The 14,124-nt window shown below is 75.4% G+C and carries 11 protein-coding genes and 1 riboswitch; of the genes, 3 read left to right on the top strand and 8 right to left on the bottom strand.

Translation table 11 applies throughout. The annotated features are described in order from the left end of the window. Positions 1-11: 11 nt before the first annotated feature. Positions 12-1,118 carry a thiamine ABC transporter substrate-binding protein gene (locus tag QNH85_RS03190; RefSeq protein ID WP_282944575.1) on the bottom strand — a complete coding sequence of 369 codons (1,107 nt, stop codon included), beginning with the start codon at positions 1,116-1,118 and terminating at the stop codon, positions 12-14. Between the two features lie 72 nt (positions 1,119-1,190). Next, positions 1,191-1,323: riboswitch (TPP riboswitch) on the bottom strand. A gap of 155 nt (positions 1,324-1,478) precedes the next feature. On the opposite strand from QNH85_RS03190, the gene QNH85_RS03185 reads away from it, so the two are divergent. Beyond that, complete coding sequence (locus QNH85_RS03185) at positions 1,479-1,766, top strand: DUF4235 domain-containing protein (RefSeq protein WP_282944573.1); 288 nt, start codon at positions 1,479-1,481, stop codon at positions 1,764-1,766. A gap of 36 nt (positions 1,767-1,802) precedes the next feature. Here QNH85_RS03185 and mnhG read toward each other — a convergent pair whose 3' ends face one another. The 6 genes from mnhG to QNH85_RS03155 are packed head-to-tail and all read right to left on the bottom strand — an operon-like array spanning position 1,803 to position 8,697. Next, positions 1,803-2,210, bottom strand: a complete 408-nt coding sequence (mnhG, locus tag QNH85_RS03180; RefSeq protein ID WP_282944571.1) for a monovalent cation/H(+) antiporter subunit G — start codon at positions 2,208-2,210, stop codon at positions 1,803-1,805. Beyond that, a complete protein-coding gene (locus tag QNH85_RS03175; protein WP_282944569.1) occupies positions 2,207-2,830 on the bottom strand; it encodes an MrpF/PhaF family protein in 624 nt (207 codons plus the stop codon). Before QNH85_RS03175 ends, mnhG begins: the two co-directional genes overlap by 4 nt. Beyond that, complete coding sequence (locus QNH85_RS03170) at positions 2,827-3,423, bottom strand: Na+/H+ antiporter subunit E (protein WP_282944568.1); 597 nt, start codon at positions 3,421-3,423, stop codon at positions 2,827-2,829. Before QNH85_RS03170 ends, QNH85_RS03175 begins: the two co-directional genes overlap by 4 nt. Next, positions 3,420-5,051, bottom strand: coding sequence for a Na+/H+ antiporter subunit D (locus QNH85_RS03165; protein ID WP_282944566.1), 1,632 nt, complete (start codon positions 5,049-5,051; stop codon positions 3,420-3,422). The genes QNH85_RS03170 and QNH85_RS03165 overlap by 4 nt, the downstream gene beginning before the upstream one ends. Beyond that, positions 5,048-5,563 carry a Na(+)/H(+) antiporter subunit C gene (locus QNH85_RS03160; RefSeq protein WP_249669217.1) on the bottom strand — a complete coding sequence of 172 codons (516 nt, stop codon included), beginning with the start codon at positions 5,561-5,563 and terminating at the stop codon, positions 5,048-5,050. Before QNH85_RS03160 ends, QNH85_RS03165 begins: the two co-directional genes overlap by 4 nt. After that, a complete protein-coding gene (locus tag QNH85_RS03155; RefSeq protein ID WP_282944564.1) occupies positions 5,560-8,697 on the bottom strand; it encodes a Na+/H+ antiporter subunit A in 3,138 nt (1,045 codons plus the stop codon). Before QNH85_RS03155 ends, QNH85_RS03160 begins: the two co-directional genes overlap by 4 nt. A gap of 328 nt (positions 8,698-9,025) precedes the next feature. Between QNH85_RS03155 and QNH85_RS03150 the strand changes: the two genes are divergently transcribed. Next, on the top strand, positions 9,026-11,287 hold the full coding sequence (locus tag QNH85_RS03150) for a (Fe-S)-binding protein (protein WP_282944563.1): 2,262 nt from the start codon (positions 9,026-9,028) through the stop codon (positions 11,285-11,287). A gap of 547 nt (positions 11,288-11,834) precedes the next feature. Here QNH85_RS03150 and QNH85_RS03145 read toward each other — a convergent pair. Continuing rightward, entirely contained in the window at positions 11,835-13,391 is a 1,557-nt protein-coding gene (locus tag QNH85_RS03145; protein ID WP_282944562.1) for an MFS transporter, read from the bottom strand. An 84-nt stretch (positions 13,392-13,475) separates the two neighbouring features. Between QNH85_RS03145 and QNH85_RS03140 the strand changes: the two genes are divergently transcribed. Continuing rightward, positions 13,476-13,991, top strand: coding sequence for a TetR/AcrR family transcriptional regulator (locus QNH85_RS03140; RefSeq protein ID WP_282944560.1), 516 nt, complete (start codon positions 13,476-13,478; stop codon positions 13,989-13,991). Positions 13,992-14,124: the final 133 nt, after the last annotated feature.

The following is a 14,124-nucleotide window of genomic DNA, read 5'->3' as shown; positions in this document are numbered from 1 at the left end:
GCCGGGTCCGGTCAGCCGGTGACCAGGTCGGTCCACTCGCGGACCCAGGCGTCCCGGTTCGCGGCGATCTCGGCCGGCGCCACCTCGTGCGGCGCGTCGGACAGGGGCGCCCACTGCTCCCACTCCTGCGGCAGCTCGACCGCGGAGCTGACCGGGTACATGTACATGGAGCCGGGGATGTCCGCCTGGACCTCGTCCGAGAGCAGCCAGTCGATCAGCCGCTGCGCGCCCTCGGGGTTCTGCGCCCCGGCGAGGACGCCCGCGTACTCGACCTGGCGGAAGCACGTGTCGAGGAGCGCGCCCGTGGTCGGCTCGCCGCCGCCCTCCGGGATCGTCTCGGGCGGGGAGGAGGCGTAGGACAGCGCGATGGGCCGCGGGCCGCCGCCCCCGCCGCCGGAGAAGTCCGTGTAGTACGCGTCGGACCAGCCCTCGGCGACCTTCAGCCCGTTGGCCGTCAGGTCCGTCCAGTACTGCTGCCACCCGTCCTCGCCGAACGCGCCGACGGTCGCCAGCAGGAAGGCCAGGCCCGGGCTGCTCGTCGCGGCGTTGGTGACCACCGTGAGGTCCCGGTACCGCGGGTCCGTCAGGTCCTCGAGCGTCGTCGGCTCGGGGATCCCCTGGGCGGTGAACCAGGCGTGGTCCACGTTGAGGCACACGTCGCCCTTGTCGATCGCGGTCAGCGAGCCGGAGTCGTCGGGCGCGAGCGCCGCGGCGTCCTCGGCCGCGGGGACCTGCGACGTGTACGGCTCCAGGACGCCCTCCTCGATCGCCCGCGACGCGAAGGTGGTGTCGATGCCGTACACGGCGTCGCCCAGCGGGGCGTCCTTGGTGAGGATCAGCTGGTTGACCAGCGCCCCGCCGTCACCGGGCGCGACCTGCTGCACGGTGAGGCCGGACTCCTGCTCGAACTGCTCCAGCAGGCCGTCGCTCACGTGGAACGAGTCGTGCGTGACGAGCGTGACGGTCCCGGCGCCCTCGGACGCGTCGCCCGAGGCCTCCGGGTCCGACCCGCCGCCCGTGACGGAGCACGCGGTCAGCGCGAGGGCCGTCGCCGCGAGGGCGGCCGAGGCCGCGGTGGTGCGCCGGGACGTCCGGCGGTGTGCGCGCGTGCGCGCCATGGTGTCCTCCTCGAGAAGCAGGAGGGGGTCGCCGCGCGACATCGCGCCACGGTCGTGGCACGACGGCACGAGGCGACTGAGATCCCGACTCCCTACGCCGGTGCGAACCGGATCAGGTGCGAGGGTCTGCGGTCCGTCCGCACTCTCAGCGTCGGTCGGGCGCCACCTCGCGGTGGCGGTCCGGGACGCTCCCCTGTCGTTCGCAGGCGAGAGTACACCGCCCGCGCGCACCCGGTCCGGGGCGACCGCCGGGCGGCCCTGACCTGCGGCGCGGCAGCCGCGGCGCTAGCGTGGGGCGAGCACCCGCCGGACGGCAGCCGCCGTCCGCGCGTCCGCGCACAGCCCGACGCAGGAGGTCCCGTGGCCGACGAAGAGACCCAGTCCACCCTCGCGAAGGTCACCGGCCTGATCGTGGCCGGCGCCGTGGCCTGGATCGCCAGCAAGGCGGTCGACACCGCCTGGAAGGCCGCGGTCGGGCACAAGCCGCCGAAGCCCGAGGACGACGCCCCGGACATCCGGATCGGCGAGGTCGTGGCCGCGTCCGCGATCACCGCCGCTGCCGTGACCATCGCGCGGGTGTTCGCCACCCGCGGGACCAAGAAGTTCGTCCAGCGCGTCGACAAGAACCGCCGCCTGCCCCAGCACTGACCGGCCGCGCCGGCACCCAGCCCGCGCGGCCCGAGGTCAGCGGCCGTCGGCGTCCCGGCGGTGGTCCGACTCGCCGTCGCTGTCCCCCGTGTGCGACCCGGCGCGTTCCTGCGCCGCGGTCAGCTCGTCCACGACCAGCAGGTCCCGGCGGACCTTGCCCGTCCGGAACCCGGCGCGTCCGACGAGGTGCGCCGCGACGGGCGCCGTCAGCATCTGGAACAGCGCGACGAGGACGAGCGCCCACACGGCGCTGCCGGAGCGCAGCCGCAGCGAGAGCCCGATCAGCACGAGCACCAGCCCCAGCACCTGCGGCTTGGTGCCCGCGTGCATCCGCGACAGCAGGTCGGGGAACCGCAGCACGCCCACGCCGGCGGCGAACGCGAGCAGCGCCCCGCCGATGAGGCACACGGCGGCGGCCACGTCGGCGACGGCGTCCCAGCTCATCGGGTCCCTCCCTGGTCGCGGTGGTGGCGGTCGCCCCGCACCTGGTCGTCCTCGGCCCCGTGCATCCCGGCGTCCCGCGCGGCGGCGTCGTCCCGGTCGTCCTCGCGGGCGACGGCCTCGCCGGCGTCGTCCTTGCGGGCGACCGACCGCTCCTCGTCGTCGCGCCCGCCGTCCTCGCCGACGGCGTCGTGCTCCGCCCGGGCCTCGTGGGCCTCGCGGGCGGGCGGCGGCGCCTCCACGGGCGACGCGTCGGCCTCCCGGGCGCGGCGGGCGCGGCGCTGGGCCTGGGCCTCCTCCTCGGCGCGGATCCGCTCGGCCTCCTCCTGGGCGATCTCCTCACGGGAGCGGACCCGGCCCTCGCCGGCGGGCTCGACGGACGCGAAGCGGGAGATCGTCACCGACCCGACGAAGCCGACCAGGGACAGCACCACGAGGATCGGGACCACGTCCGTGCGCCGCTCGACCGACGCGTACAGCGCCAGCGCCCCGACCACGACGGTGACGAGGATGTCCAGCGCGACGGTCCGGTCCAGCATCGACGGCCCGCGCTCGGCGCGGACGAGCGCGAGCGCCCCGGCCGCGGTGAGCAGCACCGCGCAGATCACGACGACGGCGGTCACGCGCGCACCTCCGTGCGGTCGGGGCCGGCGGGGCCGGTCCGGCGCCGGTGCGGCTCGAGGCCCGCGGCGCGCATCTCGGCGTCCGAGGCGAACGCGCGCAGCACCCGCTCCTCCTGGTCGAGCACCGACTGCCGGGCCGCCTCGACCCCGCCCGACTGCTCGACGTCCAGCACGTGCAGGTAGAGCATCCCCGTCAGGCGGTGCGCCTCGACGACGAGCGACCCCGGCACCAGCGAGCACAGCTCGGCGGTCATCGTCAGGTACAGGTCCGAGTGGCTGCGCAGCTGCACGCCGATCACCGCGCCGTGCGGGGTGTGCCGGGGGCGCAGCGCGACCCACGAGACCTCGGCGGACGCGCGCACGAGGTCCCACGCGAATCGCGCGACCAGCACGACGACGCCCCACGGGTGCACCCGGCCGTGGAAGTCGATCGGGGTCATCCGCAGCAGGCCGGTCACCAGCACCGCGACCACGGCGCCCGCGAGCACGTTGCCCACCGTGAAGTCGCCCCACAGCAGCACCCAGACCACGACGAGCCAGATCATCGTGGGCCACTGGGTGGCGAGCCGCCGGCGGCGGGGGTGCAGGCTCACGGGCGGCCCCCCTCGGCGTCGGCGGGCACGGCGTCGGCGGGCGCCGAGTCGTCAGCCACGGCCTGGTCGGGCGCGCCGTCCTCGTGCGCCGCCGCCTCGGCGACGTCCGCGGACTCGCCCTCGCCGCGCCCGCCCTCCGGCAGCACGGCCTCGACGTACCGGGACCGGTCGGACAGCGCCTCGGAGGCGCGCTCCGCGTACCCGTACAGCGGGCCGGCGCCGATCGTCAGCGCGAGCCCGAGCCCCACCAGGGCGGCGGCGGGGCCGACCATCCCGACGGGCAGGTGCGTGTCGGGCAGCGGCTCGGGCGGGGTCTGCCAGAACGCCTTGTTCCAGGCCTTGATGAGCGCGTACAGGGTCAGCAGCGAGGTCAGCACCCCGCCGACGACCAGCGTCAGCGCGAGCGGCGTGCCGTCCTGGACACCCGCCTGCAGCAGGCCGACCTTGCCGAGGAACCCGGACAGCGGCGGGATGCCGCCGAGGTTCATCGCCGGGATGAAGAACAGGATCGCCAGCACCGGCGCGATCTTCGCGAGCCCGCCCAGGGACTCCAGCGACGTCGACCCGCCCCGTCGCTCGATCAGCCCCGCGACCAGGAACAGGCCGGTCTGCACGATGATGTGGTGCGCCACGTAGTAGATGGCCGCGGCCCAGCCGGACTGCGACGCGAGCGCGATGCCGAAGATCATGTAGCCGATGTGGCTGACCAGCGTGAACGAGAGCAGCCGCTTGAGGTCGTCCTGCGCGACGGCGCCGAGGATGCCGACCACCATCGTCGCGAGCGCCGCCCACATCAGCACGTCGTCCACCCGCCCCTCGGGGAACAGCAGGGACTGCGTGCGGATGATCGCGTACACGCCGACCTTGGTGAGCAGGCCGGCGAACACGGCCGTGACCGGCGCGGGCGCGGTCGGGTACGAGTCGGGCAGCCACGCCGACAGCGGGAAGATCGCCGCCTTGATCCCGAACGCCAGCAGCAGCATCACCTGCAGCACCAGGCGCACGCCGGGGTCGATCTCGGGCAGCCGCTCGGCGAGCTGCGCCAGGTTCACCGTGCCGGTCGCGGCGTAGATCATCGCGATCGCCACCAGGAACAGCAGTGACGAGAGCAGCGCGACGACCACGTAGATGCTGCCCGCGCGGATCCGCTCCCCCGTGCCGCCGAGCGTGAGCAGCACGTAGGACGCCGCGAGCAGGATCTCGAAGCCGACGTAGATGTTGAACAGGTCGCCGGACAGGAACGCGTTCGCGACGCCCGCCGCCAGGATCAGGTACGTGGGGTGGTAGATCGATACGGGCGCGGCCTCGTCGCCGTCGGCCTCGCCCTGCGCCAGCGAGTACAGCTGGACGCACAGCGTGACCGCCGCCGAGACGGTCAGCATCAGCGCCGACAGCCGGTCCGCGACCAGGTCGATGCCGACGGGCGCCGCCCACCCGCCGATGTCGACGACGAGCGGCCCGTCGTCGGCGAGCACGAGCAGGCTCGCCGCGACCACCAGCACGATGCTGAGCGCGGCGACGCTGATGATCCGCTGCAGCCGGGGCCGGCGGTACAGCGCGAGCGCGAGCCCCGCGCCGAACAGCGGCACGACGACGGGCAGCGGCACCAGCCAGGTGAACTCGCTCATCGGCCCGCCTGCCCCTGCTCGCCGGCGCCCGCGGGCACCGGGCCGCCGTCGTCGTCGGTCTCGTCGCGGGTCTCCGCGGCCTCCTCGTCGAGGGTGGTCGTGGTGTCCTCGGTGTCGGCGTCCTCGAACGCGCGCTCGTCGCGGGCCGCGAGGCGGGCGATGCGGCGGTCCTCGACGTCGTCCTGCACCTCGTCGTGCCGGTGCAGCTGCCAGGACCGGTAGGCCATCGCCAGCAGGAACGCCGTCATGCCGAGCGTGATGACGATCGCGGTCAGCACCATGGCCTGCGGGAGGGGGTCGCTCATCCGGCCCTCCTGCTCCAGGCCGACGATGGGCGGCCGGCCGGCGGCGCCGCCCGCGACGAGGAACAGCAGGTTCGCGCCGTTGCCGATGAGGATGACGCCCAGCAGGACGCGGGACAGGCTCCGCTCGAGCAGCAGGTACACCCCGGCGGTCACGAGGACGACGATGACGCCGACCAGCACCAGGTTCGGGCTCATGTCGATGCTCATGCCGGGCTCCCGTCGCCGTGCCGTGCCCCGGTGGTGCCGGTGGTGCCGGGCGCGTCGGAGGGCGCGCCGCCGTCCCCCACCAGGCCGGCCGCCGCGGCGTCCACCGTCACCTGCTCGCCCGGGTCCGCGTCGCCGCCCACGGCGGAGTCGACGTCCCCCTCGCCGTCCGCCTCGGCCTGCCGGTCGATCTCGGCCCCGAGGCTGCGCAGGATGTCGAGGACCAGCCCGACGACCACCAGGTAGACGCCGACGTCGAAGAACAGGGACGTGACGAGGTGCAGGTCGCCGATCAGCGGCAGGTGGATGTCGATGATCCAGGACTGCAGCACCGTGCCGCCGAAGATCAGCGCGCCCAGGCCCACGCCGGCCGAGAGGAACAGGCCGCTGCCGAGCAGCAGACCGGGCTGCACGGGCGCCGCCTCGCCGAGCTCGTACCGGCCGCCCGCGAGGTAGCGGACGATCAGCGCGATGCCCGTGACCAGGCCCGCGGCGAACCCGCCGCCGGGGGCGTTGTGCCCGGAGAACAGCAGGAACAGCGAGTACACGATCATCGTGTGGAACAGCAGGCGGACGACCACCTCGAAGACGACGGACCGCCGCCGGGGCGCCAGGGTCCGCCCGGCCCGCAGCCACTCGCCCGAGCGGTACGAGGGACGCTCCTGCGCCGGGCGGCGCACCGCGGCCATCGGGTCCTCGCCGCCGCCCCACACCTGGCGCTGCTCCGGGGCGTCGCCGGCGCGGAAGATCGCCCCGCCGCGGCGCCGGAGGAACACCAGCGAGGCCACGCCCGTCGCCGCCACCAGCAGCACCGAGATCTCGCCCATCGTGTCCCACGCGCGGATGTCGACGAGGGTCACGTTGACGATGTTCTTGCCGCCGCCGAACGCGTACGCCTCCTCGGCGAAGTCGACCGACACGGGCTCGTGCACGCGGGCGCCGGGCACGACGAGCGCCAGCGCGCCGACGGTCAGCCCCACGGCGAGCCCGATCCCGAGCCGCACCCAGCGGGAGCCGACCAGCGGGCGGTCGGAGAAGTACGGCGGCAGGCGGCGCATCACCAGCACGAACACCACCAGCGTGACGGTCTCCACCAGCACCTGGGTGAGCGCCAGGTCCGGGGCGCCGTGCAGCAGGAACAGGGCGGCGACGCCGTACCCGGAGACGCCCAGCAGGATGACGGCCTTGAGCCGGCGCCGGGCGCGCGCGACCAGCACCGCGGCGACGGCGACGAACAGCCCGACGACGAGCTGCGCGGGGCCGTCCCAGGGGCGGGTCTGCGCGGGCAGCCGTGTGGAGGCGACCAGCGGCACCGCGACCGCCACGACGAACACCACGAGGATCCCGCCCAGGTAGAACGGCAGCGAGCCGCGCTGGGTGAAGGCGGTGACGTCGGCGGCGACGTCGTCCAGGCGGCGCATGAGCCGGCGGTACACCCGGTCGGCCTCCGGCACGTGCGGCACCGCGGCCTGGGCGATCTCGACCGGGCGGCGCGCGAGGAACAGCAGCACGCCGGTGACCAGCACCGCCACGGTGATCCCGAGCGCCGGGGTGACGCCGGCCCAGAGCACCAGGTGCCCGGGCTCGCCGGTCGGGTACGCGTCGGCCTGCGGGGCGAGCAGCTCCTCGCCGAGGCCCGGCAGCAGCGCCACCGCGAGCCCGAGGACGGCGAGCAGCAGGGCGGGCCACACGAGCAGCAGGGAGGGGCGGCCGACCGGGGCGGGCTCGGCGCGGTCGTCGTCCGGGTGGGCGGAGTGGTCGACCGGCTCCTTCGCGTCCTTCCCGTCCTTGCCCGCGTCGCGCGCGGCGGACAGGGCGCGGACGGCGGCCGGGGACAGCACCGGCTTGGTCGCGAACGCGCCCCACCACAGCCGCAGGCCGTACGCGACGGTGAGGGCGGAGCCGACCGCGACGGCGGCCAGGACCACGAGGCTGAGGGTGTCGCCGCCGTGCAGGAACGCCTCGAGCGCCGCCTCCTTCGCCACGTACCCGGCGAACGGCGGCGCGCCGATCATCGAGAGCGTCGCCAGCCCGCCGGCCAGCGCGGTGACGGGCAGCGCGCGGCCCACCCCGGACAGGCGGCGCAGGTCGCGCGTGCCGGTCGCCGCGTCGACCACGCCGACCACGAGGAACAGCGCGGCCTTGAACATCGCGTGCGCGCCGACGAGCGCCAGGCCCGCCAGTGCGGTCGCGCGGGTGCCGAACCCGATGAGCAGCACGATCAGCCCGAGCTGGCTGACCGTCCCGAACGCGAGGATCAGCTTGAGGTCGTGCTGCCGCAGCGCGCGGTACCCCCCGAGCAGCAGCGTCCCGCAGCCGAGCACCACGACGATCCAGCGCCAGGCGGGCAGGTCCGAGTAGGCGGGGGCGAACCGCGCGACCAGGTAGACGCCCGCCTTCACCATCGCCGCGGCGTGCAGGTAGGCGCTCACCGGCGTCGGCGCGGCCATCGCCGCGGGCAGCCAGAAGTGCAGCGGGATCAGCGCCGACTTGCTGATCGCCCCCACCAGCACGCAGACCACGCCGGCCGTCACCAGGCCGCCGTGCGGCGGATCGGCGATCAGCGCGGACAGCCGGTACGTCCCGGCGGCCTCGCCGAGCATGACGAGGCCCAGCAGCATCGTCAGGCCACCGGCCGTCGTGACGACGATCGCCTGCATGGCCGCCCGGCGGCTCGCCTTGCGGTCGTGGTAGTGCCCGATGAGCAGGTAGGAGAAGACCGTCGTCAGCTCCCAGAACACGAACAGCAGCAGGGTGTCGTCGGCGGTGACGAGCCCGAGCATCGCCCCGGCGAACGCGACCAGCACCCCGCTGAACCGGCCCAGGCCGCTGGCGTGCTCCTTGAAGTACGCGGAGCAGTACACGAGGACCACCGCGCCGACGCCCCCGACCAGCAGCGTCATGAGCCAGGACAGCGTGTCGAGCCGGAACGCGAGGTCGAGGCCCAGGCCCGGGATCCACTGGACGACCTGCGTGGGTCCGTCGCCGTCCATCACCGCGCCGGTGAGCGACAGCGCCCACACCGCGGCGGACAGCGGCGCCAGCGCGAGCACCCAGAACGCCTTCCGGCCGATCCACGCGACGAGCGCGGGCGCGACGAGGGCTGCGACGAGGTGCACCGCGAGGAGCTGCAGCACGTCCGCTCCGTCCTGTCGTGGGCGGGTGGTCGGTCGGTCAGGCCCACCGGCCCGGGCCCGCGCCGCGGGGGCGGCGGACGCACCGGCGGCCGGCGGTGGTGTGGTGTTGTCAGCGGGCGTCGAGAGGCAGGTACAGCGACGCACGGCGACGCGCTGCGCGCAAGCGAGCAGGTGCCGACCGTGGTCGAGGGATTACCTGCACTCTATCAACTGATGGCCCGGCGGCCCGGGTGAGGTGCGCCACCGGGGCGCGGCGGGCGGTCCCGCGGGGACACCGACCAGGACCTCCGGGCACCGGGGCCCACGGGCGGGCGGTTAGCGTGGGCGGGTGGACGCGCTCCGGATCACCTGCCTCGCCGTGGTCGTGGCCGCCACCGTCGTCGGGGTCGCGGTGTTCGCCCGAGGGGCGCTCCGCCTGACCCGCACCATCCGGATGGGCCGCCCCGCTCCGGGCCGCCTCGCACCCGTCGGCCGGCGGACCCGGCAGGTGGTGCGCGAGATGCTCGGGCACGGCCGGTTCCAGCACACCCCGGTCGTGAAGGTCGCCCACTGGACCGTCATGGTGTCCTTCCCGGTGCTGTTCTTCACCCTCGTCACCGGGTACGCGCAGGTGGTCGGGCCCCGGGCAACGCTGCCGCTGCTCGGGCACCTGGCACCGTGGGAGTGGCTGACCGAGGGCATCGCGTGGCTGTCGCTCGCCGGCATCCTCGCGCTGATCGCGGTCCGCGTCCGTACGACCCCCCGGGGCCTCCCGCCCACCCCGGCCCGCGCGATCGCCGCCGGGGGCGCCGGGCGGGGCGACGGCACCGGACCGGCCGCCACGGAGCCCGCGCGACGCTCCCGGTTCTTCGGGTCGCACACCGGCCAGGCCGTGGTCGTCGAGGCGACCGTCCTGCTGGTCGTGCTGGCCGTGCTCCTGCTGCGCGGCCTCGAGCACGAGCTCGCGGTGCGCGACGGCTCCGCGCTGGCGAGCGCCTGGCACTTCCCGACCACCGCGTGGATCGGCGGGCTCTGGTCGGGCGCCACCACCTCCGCGGTCGAGGCGGCGGTCGTCGTGTGCGCGACCGTGAAGATCGTCGTCTCGATGACCTGGTTCGTCGTCGTGGGCCTGCAGCCGACGATGGGCGTCGCGTGGCACCGGTTCCTCGCGGTGCTCAACGTCTACGCGCGCCGCACCCCGGACGGCGCCCCCGCGCTCGGCCCGCTGCCGCCCGTGCGGGTCGGTGACCGCGACCTGGACGTCGCGGCCCTCGAGGACCTGCCCGACGACGCGCGGCTCGGCGTGCGCGCGGTCGAGGACCTCACCTGGAAGGGCCTGCTGGACGTCACCACGTGCACCGAGTGCGGCCGCTGCCAGGACCAGTGCCCGGCGTGGGCGACCGGCAAGCCGCTGTCCCCCAAGCTCGTCACGCTCGCACTGCGCGACCACGCCGCGGCGACCGCCCCCTACCTGCGCGCCGCCCGCGCGGGGCAGGACGTCGAGCCCGGGCACGTCGACGTCGACCTCGTGGCCTCCGGGATCATCGACGCCGACGCGCTGTGGGCGTGCACCACGTGCGGCGCGTGCGTCCAGCAGTGCCCCGTCGACATCGAGCACGTCGACACCATCGTCGACATCCGCCGCTACCAGACCCTCATGGAGTCGGCGTTCCCCGCCGAGCTCGGGGGGACGTTCACGAAGCTCGAGCGGCGCGGCAACCCATGGGGGCTCCCCGCCCGCCAGCGGCTGGACTGGGCCAAGGACCTGGACTTCGACGTGCCCGTCGTCGGGGCGGACGTCGGGTCGGCGGCCGAGGTCGACTACCTGTTCTGGGTCGGCTGCGCCGGCGCGTACGAGGAGAAGGCCCGCCGCACCACCCGCGCCGTCGCGGAGCTGCTGCACACGGCCGGCGTGTCCTTCGCGGTGCTCGGGGACGGCGAGGGCTGCACCGGCGACCCGGCCCGGCGCGCGGGCAACGAGGTGCTCTACCAGATGCTCGCGTCCGCGAACGTGGAGACCCTCGCCGCCGCGCAGGCCCGCGCCGTGGTCGTGACGTGCGCGCACTGCTTCAACACCCTGTCCCGGGAGTACCCGCAACTCGGCGGCCGGTACGACGTGGTGCACCACACCGAGCTGCTGAACCGGCTCGTCGCGGAGGGCCGGCTCACCCCCGTCGACCGTTCCCCGGGCACGGACGCCCAGCGGGTGACCTACCACGACCCCTGCTACCTCGGCCGGCACAACGAGGTGTACGAGCCGCCGCGCGAGCTGCTCGCCGCGATCCCCGGCGTCGAGGCCGTCGAGATGCCCCGCACGCGGGAGCGCTCCTTCTGCTGCGGCGCCGGCGGGGCGCGGATGTGGATGGAGGAGTCGATCGGCACGCGCATCGGCACGGCGCGCGCCGCCGAGGCCGTGGCGACCGGGGCGGACGTGGTGGCGACGGCGTGCCCCTACTGCACGGTGATGCTGACGGACGGGGTGGCCGCCGCGGCGTCGGCCCCGGACGCCTCGCGCGCGACCGGGGACGGCGTGGACCGCGCCGGGGTCGGCGTCCCGGAGGTCACCGACATCGCGCTGCTGCTGCTCGACCGGGTGCGCGCGGCGGGCTGACGGACCGGACCCGCGCCCGGCGGGCTCACTGACCCACCCGCGCCCAGTACGGGATGGTGGCGGGCGGCAGCGGTTCGCGTGTCGCGCCGGGGCCACGGGTGTGCCGGCTGCTGTCGCCGGGCGACTCCAGCAGGTCGGCGGCCACCCACCCGCCCGCGCCGCAGGCCACCACGTAGAGCACGCCGGCGACGCCGACGCGCCACCGCCGCTGGGTGCGTCAGTCGGGCCCGCGGTGGGCGGGGTCACGGTGGCTCGAGGGGGCATCGGCGCTCCGGCGCGTGCGGCGGGGACGGGGGCGGGGACGGGGCGGCCCGCCCCGGGAAGGGTGTGTCCCGGGGCGGGCCCGTGGCGGGCGGGGCCACCTCGGTGTGGGGCACGCACCCGCCGCCATCGTGGCGCGGGGTCCGCGGCGCCGGTGCGGCTGCGGGCGGCCTGCGTAGGAGGGCGCGCGCTCGAAGGCGCGCTCCGGGCGCGCACGTTGAGTGCTGGGCGTCGGTGCGCTGGGTAGGTGCTGGACGCGGGCCCGCGCAGCCGGGCCCCGCGGCCCTCAGCTCGCGGTCGCCCGCCGCAGGGTCACGAACGACACGACCGCCGCGGCCACCGCCACGACCGCGCCGACGGCCGCCGCGTGCTGCGTCCCCGCGTCGAACGCCAGCCGAGCCGACTCGAGCAGCGCGTCCCCGGTGGTCGCGTCCAGCCCGTCGGCGACGGACACCGCGCCGCCGAGCGTCTCCCCGGCGGCCTCCGCCTGCTCCGCGGTGAGCGTGCCCGGCAGGCCGACCCGCGCCCGGTAGGTGGCGTTCAGCACCGACCCGAGCAGCGCCACGCCGAGCGTCGTCCCCAGCTCGTAGGCGGTCTCGGAGATCGCCGACGCCGCACCGGCCTTCTCCGGCGGGACGGCGGTGGTGATCTGGTCGTTGGTCAGCGTCTCCGCCAGGCCCACGCCGACCCCCATGACGACGAACGTCACGGCGACGGTGACGGGCGTGGGGACGTCCCCGACGAGCGTGAGGACGCCGTAGCCGACCGCGGCGAGCAGGAAGCTCGACCCGATCAGCGTCCCCGGGCGCACGTACCGCACCAGCCGCACGGCCAGCAGGCCCGCGAGCACCGACGCCGCCAGCCCGGGCACCAGCACGAGCCCGGCGTCCATCGGGCTGAGGCCCGCGGCCAGCTGCAGGAACTGCGAGACGACGACCAGCAGCCCGGAGAACCCGAGCACCGACAGCAGGTTCGCCGCGACCGCGCCCGAGAACGTCGGCCGGGCGAACAGCGTGACGTCGAGCATGGGCGACGCGAGCCGGCGCTGCCGGCGCACGAACGCCCAGCCCGCCGCGAGGCCCACCAGCACCCCGGCGACGGTCGAACCGGTCACGCCGTGCTCGCCCACCGCGATCACCGCGTGCACCAGGGGCAGCATCGTCGCGAGCGACAGCACGATGCTCCACGGGTCCAGCGGGCCGGGTGCCGGGTCCTTCGACTCCGGCACCAGCAGCAGCGCGAGGGGCAGCAGCACCAGGAGCACCGGCACGTTCAGCAGGAACACCGACCCCCACCAGAAGTGGGTCAGCAGCGCGCCGCCGACGACCGGCCCCAGCGCGGCGCCTCCCGCGAAGGCGGACGCCCAGATCGCGATGGCCAGCCGGCGCTGCCCGCGCTCGAGGAACACGTTCCGGATGAGCGACAGGGTGGACGGCATGAGGGTCGCGCCGAACACGCCGAGCAGGGCGCGGGACGCGATGAGCATCGCGGGGCTCGCGGACCACGCCGCGAGGAGCGACACCAGCGCGAAGCCGGTGGCCCCGACCAGCAGCAGCCGGCGCCGGCCGACCCGGTCGCCGAGGCTGCCCATCGGCACCAGCAGGCCCGCGAGCATCAGGGGGTACGCGTCGACGATCCACAACAGCTCGGAGCCCGACGCCCCGAGGGCGGCCGTGATCGAGGGCAGCGCGAAGCTGAGGACGGTGTTGTCGACCGAGATGAGCAGCACGGGCAGCATCAGCACGACGAGCACCGCCCAGGGGCGGACGGGGCGCCCGCGGTGCGTCAGCGGGGCGGGCGTGCTGGTGCGGGCGGAGGGGCCGGTGGTGGCCGGGGCGGACATGGTGGTGACCTCGTTCGTCGGGGCGGGACGACGGTTACTGTACCGTCTGGACGGTATAGCGTCACGGCCGGTACGGTCATTCCCATGTCCGCGACCCGCGACCGCCTGCTCGACGCGTTCGAGGGCCTGCTGATCGCCCACGGACCGCGCGCCGCCACGCTGGACGCGGTCGCCGCAGCGGCCCAGGTGTCGAAGGGCGGCCTGCTCTACCACTTCCCCAGCAAGGCGGCCCTGGTGCAGGGGCAGCGCGAGCGCCTCGCGCTACTGGGCGAGGCCGACGTCGCCGCGATGCGCACGGCACCCGAGGGCGCGGCGGAGTACTACCTGCGCGGGTCGACGGAGTCCGGCGGCCCGCTGGACCGCGCGCTGATCGCGGCCGTCCGGCTCGCCGAGGAGTCCGACGACGACGCCACGGCGGTGCTCGACGAGCTCCGCGGCCGCTGGTACGAGGCGCTGCTCGCGGAGCTCGAGGACCCCGCGGTGGCCCACGTCGTCCAGCTCGTCGGGGACGGGATGTACTACAACGCGGTCACCGGGGTCCGGGACGACACGGCGCTGGCCGACGCCCGCGCGGTGCTCGCCCGCCTGCGCGACCGCTGAGGCCCACGGGCGCGGCACGAGCCCTGCGGCAGCACGACGAGAGCCCCGCGGCAGGTGCCGCGGGGCTCTCGGAGGTCATGGCGCCCGGCGCGTCAGATGCGCACGCGCCGGGGGTTGCTCACCGACGTCCAGG

Origin of the sequence: Cellulomonas endometrii (assembly GCF_949769265.1) — a bacterium.
In the GTDB taxonomy this organism is placed as follows: domain Bacteria; phylum Actinomycetota; class Actinomycetes; order Actinomycetales; family Cellulomonadaceae; genus Cellulomonas; species Cellulomonas endometrii.
This window is presented reverse-complemented; position numbering and strand designations above follow the sequence as displayed.

Bases quoted from the DNA above. Each gene is read 5' to 3' on its own strand.
- QNH85_RS03145 (WP_282944562.1), bottom strand. From the start codon at position 13,391: ATGTCCGCCCCGGCCACCACCGGCCCCTCCGCCCGCACCAGCACGCCC.
- QNH85_RS03160 (WP_249669217.1), bottom strand. From the start codon at position 5,563: ATGAGCATCGACATGAGCCCGAACCTGGTGCTGGTCGGCGTCATCGTC.
- QNH85_RS03140 (WP_282944560.1), top strand. From the start codon at position 13,476: ATGTCCGCGACCCGCGACCGCCTGCTCGACGCGTTCGAGGGCCTGCTG.
- QNH85_RS03165 (WP_282944566.1), bottom strand. From the start codon at position 5,051: ATGAGCGAGTTCACCTGGCTGGTGCCGCTGCCCGTCGTCGTGCCGCTG.
- mnhG (WP_282944571.1), bottom strand. From the start codon at position 2,210: ATGAGCTGGGACGCCGTCGCCGACGTGGCCGCCGCCGTGTGCCTCATC.
- QNH85_RS03190 (WP_282944575.1), bottom strand. From the start codon at position 1,118: ATGGCGCGCACGCGCGCACACCGCCGGACGTCCCGGCGCACCACCGCG.